This is a genomic window from Streptomyces sp. MspMP-M5 (assembly GCF_000373585.1).
Lineage (GTDB): Bacteria > Actinomycetota > Actinomycetes > Streptomycetales > Streptomycetaceae > Streptomyces.
The window spans coordinates 1-21,108 of the sequence record NZ_KB891931.1; the positions used below are offsets into that span (position 1 = coordinate 1).

Consider the following 21,108-nt stretch of genomic DNA (forward strand, 5'->3'; position numbering starts at 1 on the left):
CGACGCGGCGCCCGATGCGGGTGAGGCGCCCGTCGCGGTCCATGTAGGGGCTGGTGCCGAGGGCCGGGTCGAGGTGGTCGCTCTCGACGATCCAGCCGGTGTCGGTGCGCTCCCCGGACCCGGTGGCGACGGCCTGGCGGACGACCAGCCACCGGTTGGGGACGAGCGGGAAGACGGGGACGCCGTCGCCGTCGGTGTCGGTGCCGTGCGTGAGGGCCTCGGGCAACTGCCAGTGCAGGTAGACGCCTTCGCGTGCGGGGTCGGAGTTGAAGGCGGTGTCCGTGTTGGAGAACGCGGGCGGTTCGGGCGACAGGTTGAGCCGGGTGAGGGCGTAGTTGGCCTGCCACCGCTGGAAGACCTCGGCCAGGCGGACCCGTTCGTTGACGGCCAGGGCCTCGATCGGCATGGGGACGACGAGCGGCTGCTGTGCGGCGGCCGCTCCCGGGGTATCCGTCACTGCGTCTGCCTGCCTTTTCTGTGGACGGTGTGCGGTCATCGGGCCGGCTCGCGGGTGATGAGCTGGCGGAGGGGCGCGTTGACGAGCTGGGTGGCGAGTCCGGCGGGGCCGAAGTCCCGGGCGGCCTGCTGGCCGAGGGCGGTCAGCCGGGCGCCGAGCGCGCGCAGCAGGCCGGTGTCGGCGGTGGGGCGGAGGTCGAGGACGGCGGGGCGGCCGGCCGGGTCGGGGCGCAGGTGGGCGTCGAGCCCGTCGGGGCCCGGGGGGTTCGGGAACGCCTCGTTGGTGATCTCTTGGGCGACCGGGGCGTCGACCCTCCGGAGATTGATCGACCGGCGGCCTTCCAGGTCGGTGTCGATGCCGAAGGAGAGTCCCTCCGGCGGTTCGGCCAGCTCGATCTCGTCGGGCACCTGCGCGAAGAGCACGAGGAGCACGTCGGGGCCGAGGGCGTCCTGGCGCAGCACGGCGATGGGCTTGCGGGTGTCCCCGTGTCCCTCGTAGGGGCGGACGAGCAGGCCGGGGCACTCCCGGACGAGCGCGGAGCGGATGAGGACGCCCGCGCGGGGGGTGACGGTTTCGTCGTCGCGTGCCCAGGGTGCGGCGATGCGGGCCACGGCGGCGTCGAGTTCGCCGGTGAGGGCGATACCGGCGGCGCCGGAGACCAGGGCGGTGAGCCAGCCGGGGTCGACGTAGAACACGCGCAGGGACTCGGCGGGCAGGGCGCTCTCGTCGGGGACGAGGGCGGGGAAGGGGACGTTGTGCAGGAGGCGCAGCTTGCGGAGCCAGGCGGTGACGGGTGCGGCGTCGTCGGCGAGATGGGCGGCGAGGGCGGTGCGCAGCGCGGTGGGCGGGTCGGCGAGGAGTGCGGCGGTGCGGGCGGCCCGGCCCGCGCCCCGGTGTCCGGCCATGGGGGCGTGCCGGAGGGGGTCCGGTGGTGGGGGAACGGGCCGGACGGCGGCGGGGTGGGTGGCCGCGCGCAGGAGACGGGCGGCGGTGCCGTCGGCCACGAGTTCCTCCAGCAGGCCGCCGAAGGGGCGCGGACCCATGGCCCGGGCGTGGCAGGCGGCGGCGTCGCGTGCCGAGGCCGGTGCGCCGAGTCCGGGCGCGGTGAGCCGCTGGGCCATGGCGGCCGCGCGGGCGCGGGCCTTGGCGTGCCAGGCGGACAGGGTCGCGGCGAAGTCGGCGTCGGCGAGCGCGAGGGCCCGGCCGAGCGTCCAGGCCGCGCCCCAGCCCGTGTCGAAGAGGCCCCAGGCCCGCTCGTAGACCATGAGTTGGGCGGCGCTGGTCCAGCCGGGCTTCGGGGTGTCGGGGAGCTTCTGGGCGGGTTCGGCAGTGAGCGGCCCCCGGTACCACGCGTAGGTGTCCTCGCCGGTCTCCAGCCGGTAGGGCAGCGGCACCCGGCCGGACTCCAGGCGGGCGAGGGCGGTCGCGCGGGCCTCGGAGCCGTCTCCGGGCGGCGGTGGGGGCAGGCGCAGCAGCAGGTCGCGCTGCCGGCCGGTGGTGTCGAAGAGGAAGTGGCGCACCCGGCCGGCGAAGCCGCCGCCGGGGGCCGGGTCGCTGGTGAAGGACCAGCTGTGCAGCGCGGCCAGCCGGACGGTCACCTCGTGGGTGAGCCGGCCCGCGTCGGCGTCGGCGAGGATCGACCGGCAGCCCTCCAGGGCGACGAGGTGCGCGGCGTACCGCGCCTGGACGGTCCGGTCGGGCAGCCGGGAGGAGAGGACGACGGCGTACGCGCCCTCGGCGAGCTGTTCGCCGCGCAGGCCGGTGTCGGTGGTGACGTCGCGGACGTGCAGGAGGTGCCGGAGCTCCTCGGTGCGGGGCACGACGGTGGCGAAGACGTCGCCGGGGATGTCGACCGTGCGGCATGGTGCGGTGCGGTCGCCCTCGATCTGGCCGGGGTCGATGCTGGGGTGCCGTACGCCGTCGGCGTCGGTGAGCAGTTCCTCGGCGGTGCGGGTCACGGTCACGGCGTCGGCCCGGGGGTCGGCGGGGAGCTCGCCCTCAGCGAACACCAGCAGGGCGAGCCAGGGTTCGGCCGGCGCGGCGTCGGCGCGGCCGGGTTCGTCCAGGCGTCGCATCCAGGGCAGCAGCGGGTTGGCCAGGGTGAGGTGGGCGAGGGTCGTGGAGTGGTCGGCGTGGGTGCCGGGTGCGGGGTTGACGGCATGCACCTGGTCGTCGGCGAGCGCGAACTGCGGGGCGCGTACCTCGAAGGTCTCCTCGACGGGCACGAGGTAGTCGCCGGTGTCCACGCCGGGCAGGGTCTGCTCGGCGTGGATGTGGTACAGCCCGGCGTCGATGGCGGGTTCGCGGTTGTCGCGGAAGTGCAGGACGAAGCCGGGGTCGGTGACCGGCACGGGGGCGTCGAGCTGGTCCGTCATCGTGCGGCCCCTTCCGAGGCGGTCGCGGAGAAGGTGGTGAACAGCGCGGCGGAGGCGACGGTGCCGGGCGGCAGCTGCCAGCGCCCGGTGACGGCCGGTCCGTCGGCGCCGAGGTCGACGACGGCGACGGTCGCGTCGTCGCAGGCGATGAACGCCCGGCCGGCGTCGGGGGTGAAGGTGAGGGACAACGGCGCGGCGCCGAGCGGGAGTTCGGCGAGCAGCTCGCCGCCGGCCACGACGGACACCGCGGCCGCGTGCCGCACCCAGGCCCGGTCGCGGGGGTCCAGCGCGAGGGCGAGCGGGGCGGCGCCCACGGCGACCTCGGACTCCTTGACCGTGACGGGCGGGGAGGAGTGCGGCTGTTCGTAGAAGGTGACGACGTGGCCGGTGTCGCCCGTCCTGCGCAGGACGACGGCCCGCCGGGCCGAGGTGGTCAGCATGGCCAGCGCCGTGCCGGGGACGGTGAAGTCGTACGGCCGGTACGTGGCACCGCTGGTCGGCACCGGCATCACTTGCACCTGGCCGTTGCTGCCGGCGGCGGCCCCGTAGACGTACACCCGGCCCGTCTCCCCCGGGGTGACGAACGTGGGGGTGGCGGGCCCCCAGACCTTGCCCCGGAGTTCGCCGGCCGAGGTGTCGTAGGTGACGGTGCTGCTGGCGTCGTTGGCGTTGACGTACAGGCGCCCGGCCTCGACGTCGACGGCGATGCCGCCGAAGTTGCGTACGTCCTGGTGGTCGACGCGGGTGTGCACCGGCGGGGTGTCCCCGGTGAGGTCGACGCAGGCGGCCGCCCAGGGCGCGGGGCAGGCGACGACCGCGCGGGTGGCGTCGCGCCTGACCGCGAGGACGGTGGGCCGGCCACCGAGGGTGAGGCCGGTGCGCGGCGGCCTGGCCCGCTGGGCGACGGTGTCGATGACGGCGATCTCCTGCCCGTCGGGCCCGATCGCGTACAGGCTCGCGCCGTCCACGGAGGTGACGGCGAGGTACGGGCCGGGCCGGCCGACCGGGATCCGGCCGATGACGGCCGTGGTGAGCGGGTCGACGGTGAGGATCTGCCCGGTGGTGTCGTCGAGGACGAGCAGGACCGGGTCGGGGTGCGGCGGTGCCGGGTCCTCGGTGAGCAGCAGCGGGTCGGCGTCGAGGCCGAGGGTGCGGGCCCCGTCGGCGTATGCGCTCACGGTGCCGTTGGGGAGCGGGCTGCCGGGCAGCAGACCGGCGAGGGCGCTGTGCATCCGGGTGCGGGCGGTGCCGGCGGAGAGCGTGGTGAGCTCGTCGGCGAGGATGCCGACGCCTGCCCCGTCCGGCTCTGCCAGGTGCACCGGGGAGCCACCGGGCAGGGCGCCGGGGTCGAGGGGCAGCAGGGCGTCGGGGTTGAGCTTCTCCTGGGCGAGGTCGCGTTCGGCGATGGGGCCGAGGTCCTGGCCGACGGTCTTCGGGCCGGGCACGGTGACGCGCAGTCCGGTGATGTGGTCGAGCAGGGGGTCCTGGCCGAGCGTTTTGTCCTGGGGGACGTCCGGGTCGCCCCAGAGGGCGAACGGCACGTTCCCGTGTTGGGGCTCGACGCGCCAGAGCTCCTCGCCGGGGACGGCGCGCCAGTTCGCGGTCTGTCCGCGGCGGGTGTCGCTGAACGCGACGGTGACGTGCAGGAGGCCGTCGATGTCCTTCTTGCCCATGGGACGGATGTCGACGGTGTCCGCGCCGACCGGATCGCGCTGGTTGAACTGCGTCCGAGCGGTGGGCACCACGCCGGAGACGGCGAAGGAGAAGCCAGCGGGGTCGGCGAGCCAGGGTTCCGTACCGGCTTCGACACGTGCGGCGCGCAGCTCGGGGTCGGCGTCGGAGTCGGTCAGCAGGCCGGTGAGGGGGTGGGCGGTGAGCGGCTTCGCGGGCGGCAGGAGCTGGCTGCGGAACTCGTTCCAGTCCAGGTGCGCCGGGTCGGTGAGGGAGGCGCCGAACCGCACGGTGACGGTGATGAAGGCGAACTTCGCGGTGACCGTGCCGCCGGTGGGCGGGCCCCAGAGGTCGAGCGAGGCGCCCAGTTCTCCGCTGACCGTGAACAGCAGCCTGACTTTGGCGCCGACGCGGACCGAGATCCCGGCCCGGAAGTGCAGGGGCGCCCACTGGATGAGGATGTCGGCCTTGGCGGTCAGCCATGCCTCGACGATGCCCGCGTTGTAGCGCACGTCGAGCAGCCCGCCGGCCATGACGGCGTTGGGGGTCAGAGCGAAGTAGGCGGCGCCGGTGAGGGAGACGGCGGAGCCGACGGACCAGGTGAAGCCGAGGCGCGGGACGGCCGGGAAGTGGCGGGGCGGCCGATAGTCGGGGTGGTAGCCGCCGACGGTGAGCACGAAGCCGCCGGCGTGGTCGCTCGGGGCGAACCACGAGGAGAAGGCGAAGCCGCCGGTGAGGACGCACGACGGGTCGATGACGTAGGAGTCGACGAGCTGGGCGGAGGCGGCGAGTTCGCCGCGCGCCGACTGGAAGACGACCCGCAGGTCGACGCCGATACGGGCGTACGCCTTGCCCTTCTTGGGGAAGCTCGCCACGGCGTGCCCGAGGAGGGCGACGGTCAGGTCGTGGCCCGCCTCCAGCAGGAGCAGCACGCGGGCGCGGAGGAACTCGAAGGAGGTGAAGTCCAGCCCGCCGGCCAGCCAGATCTGCCCCTCGCGGGCCGTGACCCAGGGCGGTGAGCCGTCGGTGAGCCGGGCGAGCGCCTGCATCGGGTCGTCGGGCAGGTCGCCGTCGAGCCCGGCCACGAAGGGGAAGGTGCTGACCTCGTCCTGGCGGGGGACGCGTACCGAGCTGTTGTAGCCGAAGCCCAGCGCCACGCCGGTCACCCGGAACGGGGGCGGGCCGCCGAACGCGGCGGTGGCCCGGCCGAAGACGAACATCGAGGTCGCGCCGCCCGTCTTGCGCTGGTAGGCGCCGACCGCGGTGACGCCGAAGGTCGGCATCTCGATGGCGAGTTGACCCTGCACCATCAGGTCGTAGCCCGGTTGCCGGCGGGTGATCAGTCCCCCGCCGACGCGCAGCGGCGGCCGCTCGAAGGAGACCAGCAGCCCGTCGAGCCGGGGCTCGGGCAACAGGGGGTCGCCGTCGAGGTCGAAGCCGAGGCCGAGCCCCTGGACGGCGATGTCGAGTCCGACGGCGCCCAGGGAGCCGTCGAACATGAACCACAGCATGCCGCGCTCATAGGCGAGCCCGATGCGCTGGATCTGTACGGGCCCGAAGGCACGGCCCACATCCACCCACAGTCCGCCTCGGTCGGCGGGCGGTGCGGCGGAGAGCGCGGCGGGCAGGCCGCCGTCGGTGCCGGCGGCGGGGAGCGCAGGGGAGGACGGTGTCGTCGGCGACATCGGGGCGGACATACCGGCGGACAGCTCCAGGATGGCCGGCCCCAGGCGCAGATCGGCACGGGCGGCCGGCCCCGCCTTGAGTCCGACCGCGGGCAGCGGCCCCACCCCTGCCGTGGCCAGCAGGCGGTTGACGGTGGCCGTGGTCGTGGCGTCGAAGTCGCCGGAACTGTAGACGACTTGCAGATTGTCGATTCCCAGGTCACCCGCGGCGGGCAGGTACTCGCCGACGAGCGGCAGGGCGGAAAGGTCCAGCCGGGCGGAGAGATCGAGCCCGAGGCAGAAGCGGGGGGTTCCGCCTGGGGGTTTTACGCGGACCAGTTTGGCGTCGGAGAGCCCGAGCGTGAGGTCGGCGGGGATGGCCGCGGCGGCGTCGGGGAGGACTGTGGCGATCCAGTCGCGCAGGGAGATCCGCAGGGGCTCGCCGTCGGCGTTCCGGAAGGTCGCGACGATCACGTCGGTGCCGGCGCCCGCCGTGTCCAGCAGGACGTCGAAGGCGAAAGCCTCGATGGCGAGAGTCCCGCCGTACCGTACCCCTCCGGCGTCCCGTGTGATCGTCACGGTGAGGGCGGCGGTGACGTCCTCGGTGACCGAGAACTCGCCGGTGCAGCGGAACTCGGTCTTCGGGGTTCCGGTGGTGTGGGTGAGCCAGAGGCCGGTGAGACCGAGGCTCGCGACGGCCTCCGGCACATCGGTGAGGCCCAGCGCCGCGACGACCTGCGGCATGCCGAAGGCGTCGCCGGACGTGACGCCGCCACGGAAGGTCCAGCCCCGGCCGCCGGCGCGCCGGGCGGCGGCGAGGTCGACGGTGATGTCCGGGCCGATCGCCACCGTTCCGCCGAACCGGGCGACGAACTTCTCGGTGCTGTTGTACGAGAGGTTCAGGGACAGGCTCTCGAGGGTGAAGGGGCCGAGCTGCCAGTCTCCGGTGAGCTTCAGCCGGAGGGCGTAGGCGTCGCCGAGATCGGCGGCGAAGCGCAGTTCGGCCGTCCCGAGCGTGTCGGGGACGTCGTCCACCGGCAGGCCGAACGAGGTCAGGATCGCGTGGACGTCGGCGGGTTCGCCTTCCTTGAGCCCACCGGTGATCCGGAGGTCGGGGAACCAGAGGGCGACGTCGAGTGCGGGCGCGGGGCCGCTGGGCGCCGGAAGCGCGAGCGTGGCGACGACGGCCATCGACGTGGCCTCGTACGCCCCGTCCTGCGAGGTGAGGCGGTAGTCGAAGCCGGCGACGTCGTCGGGCGAGAAGCCGAAGTCCGCGAGACCGCGCGCGGCGCTCTCCCACACGGCGTCCCCGGCGAAGGACCGGGCGAGCTCCTCCAGGGCGCCGGCGAACACGCCGGGCTGTTCGGGCCGTACTGCCGCGGCGATCCGGCCGGGCCCGTCAGCGGTCAGCGTGGCGGTCACGTTGTTCTTCGCGAACGTCGCACCGAGGAGGAGGGTGGTGACGCCCTCGGCGGTGACGGTCACCGTCACCTCGGTCACCGCGACGGTCATGGCGGTTGCCGCGGGCCAGTTCTGCACGGCGCAGGTGAGGGGGAGGGTGAGCCGGGTGCGGCCCGCGTCCACCTCCGGAGTGCCGGAGCCGGCCGCGCCCTGGAGGACTCCGCCGGGAAACACGGCGAGCATGTCCCGTAAGGAGTCGGGCAGTCGCGCGTCGGCGGCGGTGAGGGTCGGAGGTGACCCCAGGCTCAGAAGGTGGTCCCGCAGTGCCTCCAGATCCACCGCGGTCCGTTCGTGGGGGCGCGACGTCTTCATACCGGTCTCCGCTCTGTCGCGAGGAAGTTCCGCCCATGGGGACGAGGGGAATCACGTGCCGGGTGTGCAGGGTCCGGTGCGGCGGGTCTCAGCCCGCCCGCCACCGGGCGCCGTCGGCGAGTATCGCCTTGGCCTCGGCCGTGACCATGAGCTTGCCGCCAAGCCGGAAGTCGGTCCGCAGACCCGACTCGGTCTTGGTCACGGCTTCCCACTCGGGAAAGGCGACCTTGAGTTGCGGCGTCGTGTAGTCCTTCTTGCCACCGGCCCCGTAGTCGACCTTGAGAGTGACCGTGTGCTCCTGGCCGATCCCCATCTCCCAATTGGTGACGAGTTCCGTGGCGAACAGACCGAACCGGGCCATCTCGGCCGTCATCCTCGCGATCACATGCAGCGCGGTCGTGGCCTTCTTCGGATCGACGCTCTTCCCCGCGGAGACGTCCGTGAGATGCGTGTGCAGGGTGGTCAGCTTTTGAGCCATCGTCTCGCTCGACAGCCAGTCCTGACCAGCCGTCGAACCGTATTCTGACGGCAGGAAATGCTTCTTCATATGGCTCAGGCCCGTAGGGACGAGCTTGTCCTTCTCCTCGTCCTTCAGCTTGGCCTCGTCCTTGAGCCAGGCCGCCATGTACTTCTTGCCGTTGTCGACCGTGTAGCCCCGCCCGTAAAGGTTCCGCTTCAGGAAGTAGAATTGCACCGACCGCTTGTCGTCCAGCACCACATCGATCATGAAGAAGCGCCGGTCACCGGTCTGTTGGGGCGTGTAGGCGGCATAGCGCCTACGCAGAAAATCGATCACGTTCTTGAACTTCTGTGGTCCCGACGCGCTTTCGTCACTGAAGTCCAGCGCCCTCAGGAGAATGTCGTCACGTTCCAGGGCCATACACAAACCCCTCCCACCCCACGTGCGGCCGATGCGCAGGCCGCTCATCAAGTCACATCCGGGGTATGCCCGACAAGTATGCACCTGGAGCCGACGACACCTTCCGGACATAGGTGAATCCGGAACCACATCGACGGGCAACACTCAACTCGCCGCGAAACCAGCCACTTCCCTCATCGCCGCCAGCCAATCTGGTTCGATTGCCAATCGATTCCAGAACAAGATCAGAGAGCGGCGATCATCGATCAGCGATTGGATCGACACCGGAGCACCGACGAAAACGGCGTCAAAAAGTCAGCATGCCCAAGAACTTGGGCCCGCCTTTCGCCATTTCCTGCGGCGGCGGCCGGTCTACGGAAGCGGGGCATCGGGTTCCCCTGACCGCCCACACCGGGCACGGATCGAGCCGTTACTCCCGACCGGACACCGAACTCGCCCTCTACTCCCCCAGGAACGGCCGCAGCGCCATCTCGGTGGCCTGCTGCATCCGCCGCTGGAGTCGCCGCGGATGGGCCAAGGCGTCCGGTTCGGCGAGCAGCACTTGCAGTGCGCCGGTGACCGCGCCGATGAAGGCCCCGACCATGGCGGCCGCCTGCACCGCGTCCAACTCGTCGGGGAACGCCGCCTGCAGGTGCCGGGCGATCTCCAGTTGGGCGTCCGACTGTTCCTGCAGCGCCCTTCCGCGCACAACGGGAACGGACTGTGCCAGCCGCATCCGGAGACGGGCCATCGAGCCGGCCATCTCCGTATTGCTCTCGTTGACGTTTCGGAGCGCACGCAGCAGCAGGTCGGCAGGGCGATCCCCGGGCTCGCGCCCCTCGATCACGGCGACGGCAGCGGCGACGCGGGCATCACTTTCCGGGAAGAGCAGCTCTTCCTTGCTCGCGAAGTAGCTGAAGAACGTCCGCGTGCCGATCTCGGCCGCGGCGGCGATGTCGGCGATCGTCGTCCCCTCGTAGCCGTGGCGTTCGAAGAGGTCGGCGGCGGCGTCGACGATCGCTTGCCGGGTGCGTTCTCGTTTGCGCTCACGATGCGAGGTCACACCGGACAGGATACTGCACCCAGTGCGTAATTGCACTCATTGCATATCGGCACTGAGTGCAATTACGCTTCGTCCATGACGCCCCGGGCCGTTCTGATCTCCGGAGCCGGCATCGCCGGCCCCACCCTCGCGTACTGGCTGGCTCGCCACGGGTTCCGGCCGACCGTCGTTGAGCACGCGCAGGGCCTGCGCTCCAGCGGCAGCCCCGTCGACGTCCGCGGCCCAGCCGTCTCGGCCGCCGAGCAGATGGGGATCATGCCCCAACTGCGCGCCGCGGGCACCGAGGTGACCGAGCTGTGCTTCGTCGACGACTCCGGCCGCCGAGTCGGCCGCATCCCGATGCAGACCATGGGGGACTCGGTCGAGCTTCCTCGATTCGACCTCGCGACGATCCTCTTCGAGGCGGCACGCGAGGAGGCCGAGTTCCTCTTCGGCGACTCCATCGCCACGCTGCACCAGGACGCGGGCGGCGTCGACGTCACCTTCGAGCACGCCCCACCGCGCCGGTTCGACCTGGTCATCGGCGCCGACGGGCTGCACTCGCGGACCCGGCGACTCACCTTCGGTCCGGAAAGCGCTTACGTGCAGCACCTGGGGGTCTGGGTCGCCACCATGCCCGTGGACGACCTGGGCCTCGACCGCCACAAGGTCCTCCTGCACAATGCGCCCGGCCGGGCCGTCGCCCTGCACCCCGGTCGCGGAAAGGCCATGGCCGCGTTCATGTACCGCGGGCCCGGTGACGAAGGCTTCGACCACCGGAACACCGCGGACCACAAGCGCCGTCTCATCGCCGCCTACATCGGCGCCGGGTGGCACGTCCCCGAACTCCTTCAGCGGGTGGGCGACGTCGACGATCTCTACTTCGACTCGGTGAGCCAGGTCAGGCTGGATCGGTGGTCCATCGGCCGGGTGGCGCTGCTCGGCGACGCCGCCTCGTGCGTATCGCTCTTCGGAGCGGGCTCGACCCTGGCGATGGCCGGGGCATCGACGCTGGCCGAGGCGCTGGCCGCGACCCCGGCGGACCACGAGGGGGCGTTCCGCCGCTACGAAAGGGAACACCGACGGCTGGTAGCGCCCAAGCAGCGAGCCGTCAGGCAGGCGACCGCACTGCTCATCCCGACGAGTCGGTTCAGCATCGCGGCCCGGAACGCGGCGACACGGCTCTGGCCCCTCGCATCAGGCGTGCAGCCGATACGCCGGGCGCTACGCCGTCGTCGCGCAACCTCACCTGATCAGGAAGTGCCGAAATGATCATCGCTGTTCAGGGCTGAAGCGCCACCTGCGCGGCCATGGACTCGACGTTCACGCGCACCCACCAGCATGGCGTGGGTGCCCGCATAAAGGGGATCTGCAAGTCGATCCACCGTGGCCTGGAAGCCAGAAGCCGGACACCGGAAGCTGAACCATCGCAAAGCGGAATATCTCTCCTCGAAGCGATGAATTAGGGCCGGCGCAAGCCGTGGAAGTGCGGGTCCAGTCAGACCGCCAGCGCCATTGAGGAGTTCCGTGAGCTGCGATTTCGAGAGAAACGAAGTAATTAGTTTCCCCATCGTTTACCTTACGGACACCATAGTTGGGCCTACTGAGGCGCAGCTTGTTCAGCTCAACGTCGGACAGGTGCTCACCCCCCACGTGCATCCCCTGTGTGGCCCCGCATGAACCCCCTCAAACCTCTGTGCGTACCCCTGGAGAGTCCGTGACCGTCCCCCTTCCGAGAACCGCCGTCCTCACCGGCGTCCTCACCACCGCCGCCGCCCTCACCCTCAGTGCCTGTGGCGCGGACTCCGACACGTCGGCCACATCCGGCGGGAAGAGCGCGGCCTCCGCCACCACGGCCCAGGCATTCGGCGGCATGGACGCCCTGGTCAAGGAGGCCAAGAAGGAGGGCACGCTGCATGCGATCGCGCTGCCCCGCGACTGGGCCAGCTACGGCGCCCTGATCGACGGTTTCGAGAAGAAGTACGGCATCAAGGTCGAGGACGAGAACCCCAGCGGCGCCAGCCAGGACGAGATCAGCGCGGTCACCTCGCGCCAGGGCAAGGACAACGCACCCGACGTCCTCGACCTCGGCAGTTCCTTCGCGCAGAGCGCCGCCCAGCAGGGGCTGCTCGCGCCGTACATGGCCACCGGTGTCAATGGCATCTCCGATGACCAGAAGGACTCGATCGGCCGCTGGGCGAACGACTACGGCGGCTATATCTCCTTCGGCTGCGATGCCAAGCGTGTGCACACCTGCCCGACCAGTTTCAAGGATCTGCTCAAGCCGCAGTACAAGGGGGAGATCGCGCTCAACGGCAACCCGACCAAGTCGGGTTCGGCCTTCGGCGCCGTGTACGCGGCCTCCCTCGCCAACGGCGGCTCCTTCGACGACATCCAGCCCGGCATAGACTTCTTCACCAAGCTGAAGAAGAGCGGCAACTTCACAACCGTCGCATCCACCTCGGACACCATCAAAGCGGGCAAGACGCCGATCAGCATCGACTGGGACTACCTCAACGCCGGGTACACCGACGAGTTCAAGTCCAAGGGCCTCGACTGGACGGTCACGGTCCCCTCGGACGGCCAGTTCTCCCAGTACTACTCGCAGGCCATCAACAAGTACGCTCCGCACCCCGCGGCCGCGCGCCTGTGGCAGGAGTACCTCTACAGCCCCGAGGGCCAGAACCTCAGGCTCAAGGGATACGCCCGCCCGGCTCTGATGAACGTGATGGAGAAGGCCGGCACGCTCGACAAGGCCGCGGCGGCGAAGCTGCCCAAGGTCTCCGGCACGCCGACCTTCCCGACCGAGGCCCAGCAGAGCAGCGCCAAGTTCGTCCTCTCCCAGAGCTGGAGCGAAGCCGCCTCGGGATGACCGCGACGCGGCACGATCCGCCGCCCACCCGCCACAGCGCGACGACTTCGCCCGAACCTCGGCGGAACCGCTCATGACGTGCGCCGGCGCTCACCTCGTTGCCTCTCGTTGCCCCGAGGTGAGCGCCGTTTCCGTGCCGGCATTCCGGCCATCTGGCGCCCGGCCACTGACCTGACCGCAACCCGGAACCCGGAACCCGGCGAGCCTGCCGCCCGGGGCCGGCAGACACTCAGCAGATGCGGTCGTCACGCCGTCTTGACGCCATCCTGACGCTGTTCTGATGCCGGGTGGCGGCCGTAGAGGCGACTTTCGTCGTCGGCCATCGCGACCAATGGCGAGTGCGGTGCCGGGCCGTGGCCGCCTAACGTTGCCCTGTGACGCGTGTGGAACGTACGGACGGTTGGGCCTCGGCCCGCCGGGTATTGACAGCGGGGCTGCGCTCGGCACCCCGACGGCTGGCCGACCCCGTCAGGGCGCTCTTCGCCCCGGGGATGTGGACTCCCTGGCGCATCGTGGGCGAAACGCTGCTGAGCCTGGTACTCGGGCTGCTGGCGGCGGCCTCCGAGATCCCCGCCGGGCTGGCGTTCGGCGCCGGCGTCGGACCGGCCGTGGCCGTGGGGCTGGCCGCTGCGGTGTTGTCACCCCTGCGTCGTGTCCTGCCCGCGACCGTGCTTCTGCTCCCCGCCATCGGCCTGCCCCAGTTCAGTGGTCTCGGCCCGCTGCTCCTGGTCGCCGCCTGGTCGGCCGGGCGGCGGATCGACGGAGTCGGCAAGGCGGCCGGTACCTTCGCCGCCGCATACGTGCTCAGCCTCGGCCTGAGCCTCCTGAGGGCTTCGCCCCCGGTATTGCTGACCCTGGCCTTCGCCGGCCCGCTGTTGCTGGTCGCGATCGTCGTCCCCGGCCTCATCAGCCGCTACTGGTCGCAGCGCCGCACGCTGACGGACACGCTGCGGGAGTACAACGCCCAGCTGCTGCGCGAACGCGCCATGGTCGCCGGCCAGGCCCGGATGCGGGAACGCCAGCGCATCGCGCAGGACATGCACGACAGCCTCGGCCATCACCTCACGCTCATCTCGGTCCACACCGGGGCGCTGGAGGTGGACCGGGAACTGACCGGACGGCAGCGGGAAGCCGTCGGTGTACTGCGCGAGGCATCGGTGGCCGCGATGCACGAGCTGCGCGAGGTGGTGGGACTGCTCCGGGACGGCACCGAGAGCCCCGGCAGGAGCGCTTCCTCCCCTGCCGGTCAGACCACGGGAGAAGAGGACGCCGCGGCGCCGTCGCGCGGGGTGGCCGGGATCGAGAGCCTGGTGGGGGCGTCCCGGAGCGCGGGGACGGCCGTTGCGCTGCGGCGCTGCGGCGAACCGCGCCCGCTCCTCCCGACCGCCGACCACGCGGCGTACCGCATCGCGCAGGAGGGGCTGACCAACGCCCATAAGCATGCTCCGGGTGCTGCGATCACCGTTGAGCTGCGGTACGAGCCCGATGCGCTGGTCGTGGAGGTCGCGAACGGCCCCGTCCCGGAGACGGCGGCCAGCGGCCGGAGCGTGGTGAGCGGCGGTCAGGGACTGACCGGGCTCGGCGAACGGACCCGGCTCATCGGAGGCATGGTGCACGCGGGCCCGACGGCGGACGGCGGCTTCCGACTGGCGGGCGTGCTGCCCTACGCCTCGCCGGAAGTCAGTTCCACGAGCCTCTCCCCCCACCACGCGGAGACCACGTTCGTCGATCCCACCAGCGACTTTCGGGAGCAGATCCCGGCCGGCTCCCTGGGCGAAGGTGTTCCGGTCATCGACGGGAACGGTCTTCCGAAGGAGCTGGCCAGAGCAATGAGCAGGAACACGAGAAGCAGCGGCATCGGCATCGGCTGTGGGATCGCGGCACTGGCCCTCCTGCTGCTGGTGGTGGTCCTCGGGGTCGTCGCCGCGCTCTTCCTGGTGGGTTCACCGGCGAGGCCGTGAGCGAGCCGAAGCAGTACGGCGCGGTGCGGGTGAGGACCGGGTCCCTGGCCCACTGAAGGGCCGGGTCCCTGTCCCGCTGTCGGGTCGCGAGTCCGGTCCGGGGATGATGTCGGGGATGATGCCATGGTGGCCGCGCGGGCCGCTCGGACTCGGAACAGCGCAGGAGTGTCGTGATCAGGGTTCTCGTCACGGATGACGAGCCGCTCATTCGGGCCGGCATCAGGATGATCCTCACCTCGGCCGACGACATCGAGGTCGTCGCGGAGGCCGGCGACGGCCGCGAGGCAGTCGAGCTGGCGCGTGCCCAGCGGGTGGATGTGGCACTGCTCGACATCCAGATGCCGGTCATGGACGGGCTGACGGCCCTGGCCGAACTCCGCCGGACCGTCCCCGACACCCGCGTACTGATCCTCACCACTTTCGGCGCCCAGCAGAACGTGCTGCACGCCCTCACCGAAGGCAGCGCGGGCTTCCTGCTCAAGGATTCGGCACCGGCCGAACTCATCCGCGCGGTGCGCGCCGCGGCGGCCGGCGAGGCATACCTGTCACCGGGCGCCACCCGTCATGTCGTGGACTCGCTGGCGTCCGGCCGGACCGCCCAGGCCGAGCAGGCCCGTCGCCGACTGGAGTCGTTGACCGAGCGCGAGTTGGAGGTCCTGGCCCTCCTGGGCGAGGGCCTGTCCAACGCGAACGCCGGCCAACGACTCCACATGAGCGAGGCCACGGTCAAAACGTACGTCAGCCGGATCCTGACCAAGCTGGACTGCGAGAACCGCGTACAGGCGGCTCTCCTGGCACGCGACGCGGGCCTGGAAGCCTGACGCCCACCGCCCCGGGGGCCGGGCCCGGCGACTGAGACTGGCTGGGACTGGGACTGGGACTGGGACTGGGACTGGGACGAGAACCTACCGGCGCTGCGGGCCCCATTCGAAGAGCAGAATGGTCGCGTCGTCCCGCAGTTGGTTGCGCTGGTGCTCGAGGATGGCGTGGATGAGCAGCCGCAGCACCTCGGCCGGGCGTTCGCCCGCGGCGGAGGAGCGGATGATGAAGTCGGTGAACCGGTCGAGGCCGAACTCCACTCCCTCCGCGTCGCGTGCCTCCACCACACCGTCGGTGTAGAGCAGGACGTGGTCGCCCGGTTTCAGTGTCGTCTCGTGTACCTGCCGGGTTACCGGGGCGAGTTGGCTCGCCAGACCAATGGGGAATTGAGGGGGACTGTCCAGCGCCCCGGCGAGCACCCGCTCGGCACGGATCAGCAGCGGCGGCGGGTGACCGCAGTTGACCCAACGCAGCACCCCGGTCTCCGCGTCGAGCCGGCACAGCACGCCGGTGCAGAAATGGTCGGGCAACCACTGGACAAGCGCCTGGTCGACGGAGCCCACAATGTCCGCAACGTCTCCACCGCCGCGGCGGGTGTTCCGCGCCGCAGCCATGGCGACCGACGCGGTCAGGCCGGAGTTCAGATCGTGCCCCATGGAGTCGAGGATCATGGTGTGCAGCACGTTCTTGACCACCGAGTGGTCGAAGGCGTCGCCGGCGACGTCGTACGCGGGTTCCAGGACCGCGCTCGACACGCACCTGCTGCTGCCGACCGTGTGGGGTGGCAGGAAGGCCCGCAACATCTCGGCGGGCAACCCCATGGTCACGGTGCGGGCACGGGCAGCAAGCCAGTCACTGTAGGCGCGCTTGGAAGTGATCAGCATGGCGAACAGGTGGGCCAGTATCCGGCCCCGGCGCATCCGCACCCCGTCGAGCGAGGCGGTCCTCAGCGCCAATGCCCCCAGCCGCTCCGCACCGTCGACCAGAGGCATCCAGACGATCACGCCGTCGTCGACGTCGGCCACCCTCGGGGAGACGGTGCGGTAGGCCCAGCCCGCCAGCGAGTCGGCCACCGGCAGCGGGTCCATTGCCTCATTGAGTGGGATGAGCAGCCGTTCTTGCAGGTCAGCGAGGTAGATCAGCGCGGCGTCCAGGTCGAGGGCGCGGGCGCACCGGTTCGCCAGGGCAGGCAGTTCGACCGGAAGGGCCGTCTGCGCCTCGACGATCAGCTCTTCCAGCCGACTCTCGTCGACGGCTACGGGACCGACGGACGCGTGCGGCGGATCCGGCACGGGGATCACCCCTTCCGCGCCCAGTCTCACACCAATCCCGGCCCCTCTCACGTCAGGCATGATCGCGCCGAGCGCGGACAGCGGCAGGGACTGTCGTGGTCGCCGTGACCGCGCCGAAAGCCGCCGAAGCCCGGCAGACCGCACTGCCCGGCGATGATCTCGCTGCGCAGATCCTCGCCGGCCTGGCAGCGCAGATCCTCGCCCTGGATGACCGGCGCAAGCGCGTCGACGGGCCGATCGTCGAGACGTTCCGCAGCCCCCCTCAGGCCAGCCCGCGGGATCACCGAGTGCGTCCGGCCGGCTGCGTGGAGCGTAGGGCGCGGTGTCAGGGCCTTTGACGGCAGAGGGTCGCGGCGGCGCCGGCGGCGGTGAGGGTGACGAGGGCGGAGAAGACCACACCGGTCGGAATCAGGCCGAAGGTCTGGACGGCCAGTCCCACCGCGATGACGGGGAACGAGATGGCGATGTAGAGGACGAGGAAGAAGGTCGAGGTGACCTCGCCGCGACGCTCGGCGGGGCTGACGGTGGTCACGGTGGCCAAGCCGGCTCGGAAGCTCATGCCCTGCCCCATGCCGGCCACCACGGCACCCGTCACGAGCAGTGCGAGGCTGCGTAGTTCGAAGCTCAGGCCGACGAGCGCCGCCCCGGCAGCCAGTGCCACACAGCCCGTCAGCAGGGCCGTGCGCTCGGCCAGAGCGGTCGACGCCACCTGGCCGACGGCCGAGGTTCCCAGGAAGGCGAACACGATCAGGCCGGTGAGCAGGTGGTCGGTGATGCGGAGTTCCTGCGCGAGGAAGGAGGGTGCGACGGCGTTGAACAGTCCGAGGACCGCGAATCCGGCGAAGCCCGCGATCGTGGCGCGGACGAACGTGCCCCGAACCTCGGCAGGAATGCTGACGCGCTGCACCCGCAGGCGGACCGGGCCCGCCCCGCGTCGCACCGGATCCGGTACAAAACACAGCGCGATCGCGGCCAGGAGGGCGAGGGTGATGTGGACGGCGTAGGGGAACTGGAGCGGGTGGGGCGCGTATTGCGCGAGGGCGCCCGCGAACACCGGGCCCAGCCCCAGGCCCAGCATGTTGGACGCCGCGGCGGCCAGTCCGTAGCGGCGTTGGGACCGGGCCGGTGCGAGGTCGATCAGCATCGCCGTGGCCGTTCCGGTGAACACCCCGGTCGACAGTCCCGACAGCATGCGTCCTACGAGCAGGGCAGGCAGGCTGTCCGGGATCAGGAAGACCAGTCCGCTCAGGCACGCCAGCAGCAGTCCGGGGATCAGTACCGTACGCCGCCCGACCTGGTCGGACAGTGGGCCGAACAGCACCAGCGCCGCGGCCACGCCCACCGCATAGATGGCGAACACGACCGTCACCATGAGGCCGCCGAAACCAAGTCGCTGTTCGTAGAGCGGATAGAGCGGTGTCGGAATGGTCGCGCCGAGCATGGTGATCAGAAAGGCCACGGCGACCACCGCCGCGGCGGCCGGCCCTCGGAGGGGCCGCCGGCCGCTGCCTGAGGTACGCCGGTCGATGCCTGCTCCGGCCGTTCCGGTCGTCGCCATGCTCAAGAGTCCTCCTCGATCGAGGCTGCCCAGGGGGGATGGGGCCCGCCTCGCCGCGGAAAGGGCGTCGCGGCGAGGCGGGCTTGAGAGCCAGGGGTGGCGGCTATCGCCTATTGCTGTTCGGCCAGTGACTTCGACTTCGAGGACGGCAGAGCCGCTACGGCGGCCCGGGCAGCCTGGTCGGCATTGCGCATGATGGTTTCCATGGAATTCGTGTAGAAGTGCACTCCCGACGTCTGAGGGCCGACGAGGAACAGGTGGGGCCAGACATGACCGTCCCGCGAGTACACGCGTGCCGTGTCGAATTCGACGCGCAGGCCGCCGTCAGGGTGGGCGACGGCCGTCCCGGAAGCCAGTAGCTGTTGTACGAGCGGTGGGCCGCCGCGTACCGAATCCCCGGACACACCACGGGCGTTGACGACATAGTCGACGTACAACTCGGCCTGGTGCGTGGTGATGCGGAAGTCCCCTGCTTCGCCCTGGGTCACCTCCCGCATCCCGGTCGAGACCGTGAGGTGTTGTTGCTCCATCATGTCGAGGAGCGTTCGCGCCGTCGGCAAGGGCATGCAATGGCGGTACGTCATCCAATACGGGCGCCATTGCTCGAAGAGCTGCCGCGACGCCGCGTCCAGATGATGCCAGTAGTCGAGGATCACGTCGCCGGTGGCATCCAGGACGCAGTACCAGTAGGCGTTGCCCGATTCGGCTGCGCGGATGTCCTCTGCCAGCCTCCGCGCGTGGTCCTCCCGGTGGATTTCGGCGAGCACCCCGTTCTCCCAGTCCACCGTTTCGCCGAGTGCGTCCTGCAATTCCAGCCGGAAGAGCACGGACACATCGGAAAGGGTGAGGGGGCGGGTGTGGTCGCAGGTCAGCAGGCGGAGGTGGTGTCGTGTCAGGTACTTCAGCTCATGCCGGTGATATGCGCCCTGGACTTTCGGCAGCGGTCGCACGCGGGAGACGGCGTGCAGGGGGCCTTTGTGCCCTTGTGCACGGAGCAGCAGTACGACGTCGATCGCGCTGAGGCTCGTTCCGATGATGCCTACGGAGGCGTCCGCTGGAATCTCCTCGATGCTCTGGTAGTCCCAGGACGAAGCGATATAGCGCGGGTGCCCGGCCAGAGAGTGGTGCGGTGGGTGGTGCGACTCCCCCGGGCAGAGGATTACCTGGTCGAATCGGGCGACGCCGTCGGAACTGGTGAGATATACACCGTCGTTCCGTGGTGAGACGTCGGTGACTTGGGACGGGACGACGCGGACTGATCCGCCGTGTTCCTCGGCCGCCTTCACGGCCTCCGCGAACTGATCGGCCAGGTAATGCCGGTACGCCGAGCGCGGGACGTAGGCGTCCTCGTGAACGGGGTGGTGCTGCGTGACGCCGGGACGGGATCGTAACCATTCGACGAACGAGTCGGGCCGATCGCTGTGGATGCTCATGGTCGAGGCCCGCATGTTCAGCACATGGACGTCGTGCGGGGTGCCGTATGCGATGCCGCCGGGAAAAGGGCCGTTGGGTTCGAAGACGGTGATCTGAAAGGGGGACCCGGGCTGCCGGGAGTTGCGCCGGATCAGTTCCCGGATGAGCGAGATCGTGGTGACCACGCCGCTCGCGCCGAGACCGACCACGCCGAACTGGGAGTCATTCTCCACACGTGCCTCCCCGTGTTGTGGTGAAGGATGAAGTCCGTTACCCGAGAGCGGTGTTTCCCGTGTCGTTGCCGTTGCCGTGACCGGATCAGACACTTCGTGGCCAATCGCCGGTGATCTCGACCACGGCGCAGGTCAGTGCCGTACCGCCGCCGTGGCTCATGACGAGTACGTGGTCGCCTGGACCGACCTGACCGCTCTCGACCAAGTGATTCAGGCCGACGATCTGGTCGTTGACGGTCAGGTGACCGAGTTCCTGGCCGAATTTCCGCATACCGCGCTGGGCATCGATGCCGATCGGAGCGAGCATCTGCTCGATATAACGCTCCTGAGCGGTCAACTGGTGGGCGACCCGGGTCACTTGGTCCGCACCGATATCGGCCTCGTCCAGGGTGCGCAGGGCCAGTTCGGTACGGACGTCGCCCTGCCGCTGTACGAGTTCGGCGAGTGCCTCCGCGGCATCACCGCCCACGGATGCGAGACGGTCCCGGATGTTCTTCGCGGCGCTCGGCGGGAACAGCTCCTCGCTTCCCCGGTAATAGATTTCGGCGTCGGAGAGCGAGGTGGTGTTGATGGCGAGCAGCCGGGCGAAGCCGGTCCGTCGGGACAGCACCAGCGCGCTGCCGGCGTCGCCGAGCACCCCGTTCTGCAGGCCATAGCTCCAGCGGTTGAAATCCGGCCTGCCGATATTGTCCGCGCCGGTGACGAGTGCGGCGGTGCGGCCGGGGACCGCCATCAGGTACGAGGCGGCCAGTTCGGCGCTGCCGATGAGGGCATTGCACGCCTGCCACACCCGGTAGGAGGGAACGTCCCGGCCGATGGCATTGAGCAGGATGTAGTGCTGTGCCGACCAGCCGTCCGGTCCCTGGTCATAGGTGCCGACGTGAATGTGCAGATCGATGTCCGAGCTGGTGTGTCCCGATCTTTCCATGGCCTGCCGCGCGGCCCGGATGGCCAGGTCGGGTGGGGGCATTTCACCGGCGACGGCCGCACCGGTCCAGCCGTACAGCTCGTATTCGTCCGGATCGTACAGTCCTTGCTCCACGGCCTCGCGGGCGGAGAACGACTCGGGAACGTATGCGCCGATTCCGGCGAGCCAGATGTCTGGTGTCTGCATGGGTG

13 protein-coding genes and 1 pseudogene are annotated in these 21,108 nt (G+C 70.5%); 5 read left to right on the forward strand and 9 right to left on the reverse strand.

The window, feature by feature from the left end:
* From B073_RS0133240 to B073_RS0133260, 5 genes and pseudogenes are all read right to left on the reverse strand, one after another.
* A pseudogene (locus tag B073_RS0133240) lies at positions 1 to 457 on the reverse strand (hypothetical protein); the annotation flags it as partial.
* Between the two features lie 35 nt (positions 458 to 492).
* Positions 493 to 2,832 carry a hypothetical protein gene (locus B073_RS0133245; RefSeq protein ID WP_018542399.1) on the reverse strand — a complete coding sequence of 780 codons (2,340 nt, stop codon included), beginning with the start codon at positions 2,830 to 2,832 and terminating at the stop codon, positions 493 to 495.
* A complete protein-coding gene (locus B073_RS0133250) occupies positions 2,829 to 7,940 on the reverse strand; it encodes a DUF6603 domain-containing protein (protein ID WP_018542400.1) in 5,112 nt (1,703 codons plus the stop codon). The genes B073_RS0133245 and B073_RS0133250 overlap by 4 nt, the downstream gene beginning before the upstream one ends.
* Positions 7,941 to 8,028: 88 nt before the next feature.
* The gene (locus tag B073_RS0133255; RefSeq protein ID WP_018542401.1) at positions 8,029 to 8,820 is read right to left on the reverse strand and encodes a ribosome-inactivating family protein; all 792 of its coding nucleotides are present in this window, start codon (positions 8,818 to 8,820) and stop codon (positions 8,029 to 8,031) included.
* 439 nt (positions 8,821 to 9,259) lie between these two features.
* On the reverse strand, positions 9,260 to 9,862 hold the full coding sequence (locus tag B073_RS0133260; RefSeq protein WP_018542402.1) for a TetR/AcrR family transcriptional regulator: 603 nt from the start codon (positions 9,860 to 9,862) through the stop codon (positions 9,260 to 9,262).
* Positions 9,863 to 9,937: 75 nt separating this feature from the next.
* Between B073_RS0133260 and B073_RS0133265 the strand changes: the two genes are divergently transcribed.
* From B073_RS0133265 to B073_RS0133280, 4 genes are all read left to right on the forward strand, one after another.
* On the forward strand, positions 9,938 to 11,113 hold the full coding sequence (locus B073_RS0133265) for an FAD-dependent monooxygenase (protein ID WP_018542403.1): 1,176 nt from the start codon (positions 9,938 to 9,940) through the stop codon (positions 11,111 to 11,113).
* 445 nt (positions 11,114 to 11,558) lie between these two features.
* A complete protein-coding gene (locus B073_RS0133270) occupies positions 11,559 to 12,713 on the forward strand; it encodes an ABC transporter substrate-binding protein (protein ID WP_018542404.1) in 1,155 nt (384 codons plus the stop codon).
* Between the two features lie 374 nt (positions 12,714 to 13,087).
* Positions 13,088 to 14,674, forward strand: coding sequence for a sensor histidine kinase (locus B073_RS41980; RefSeq protein WP_234025226.1), 1,587 nt, complete (start codon positions 13,088 to 13,090; stop codon positions 14,672 to 14,674).
* Between the two features lie 170 nt (positions 14,675 to 14,844).
* A complete protein-coding gene (locus B073_RS0133280; protein WP_018542406.1) occupies positions 14,845 to 15,495 on the forward strand; it encodes a response regulator in 651 nt (216 codons plus the stop codon).
* A gap of 84 nt (positions 15,496 to 15,579) precedes the next feature.
* Here B073_RS0133280 and B073_RS0133285 read toward each other — a convergent pair whose 3' ends face one another.
* On the reverse strand, positions 15,580 to 16,845 hold the full coding sequence (locus tag B073_RS0133285) for a PP2C family protein-serine/threonine phosphatase (RefSeq protein ID WP_051094338.1): 1,266 nt from the start codon (positions 16,843 to 16,845) through the stop codon (positions 15,580 to 15,582).
* Between the two features lie 35 nt (positions 16,846 to 16,880).
* On the opposite strand from B073_RS0133285, the gene B073_RS0133290 reads away from it, so the two are divergent.
* On the forward strand, positions 16,881 to 17,123 hold the full coding sequence (locus B073_RS0133290) for a hypothetical protein (protein ID WP_018542408.1): 243 nt from the start codon (positions 16,881 to 16,883) through the stop codon (positions 17,121 to 17,123).
* Here the strand turns inward: B073_RS0133290 and B073_RS0133295 are convergent.
* From B073_RS0133295 to B073_RS0133305, 3 genes are all read right to left on the reverse strand, one after another.
* Positions 17,111 to 18,343 carry an MFS transporter gene (locus B073_RS0133295; RefSeq protein WP_018542409.1) on the reverse strand — a complete coding sequence of 411 codons (1,233 nt, stop codon included), beginning with the start codon at positions 18,341 to 18,343 and terminating at the stop codon, positions 17,111 to 17,113. The genes B073_RS0133290 and B073_RS0133295 overlap by 13 nt on opposite strands.
* Positions 18,344 to 18,453: 110 nt before the next feature.
* Positions 18,454 to 19,989: an FAD/NAD(P)-binding protein gene (locus B073_RS0133300; RefSeq protein ID WP_018542410.1), complete on the reverse strand. Its 1,536-nt coding sequence runs from the start codon at positions 19,987 to 19,989 to the stop codon at positions 18,454 to 18,456.
* A gap of 85 nt (positions 19,990 to 20,074) precedes the next feature.
* Positions 20,075 to 21,103 (reverse strand): ketoacyl-ACP synthase III family protein, encoded by a 1,029-nt coding sequence (locus B073_RS0133305; protein WP_018542411.1) that lies wholly within the window; start codon positions 21,101 to 21,103, stop codon positions 20,075 to 20,077.
* Positions 21,104 to 21,108 lie beyond the last annotated feature (5 nt).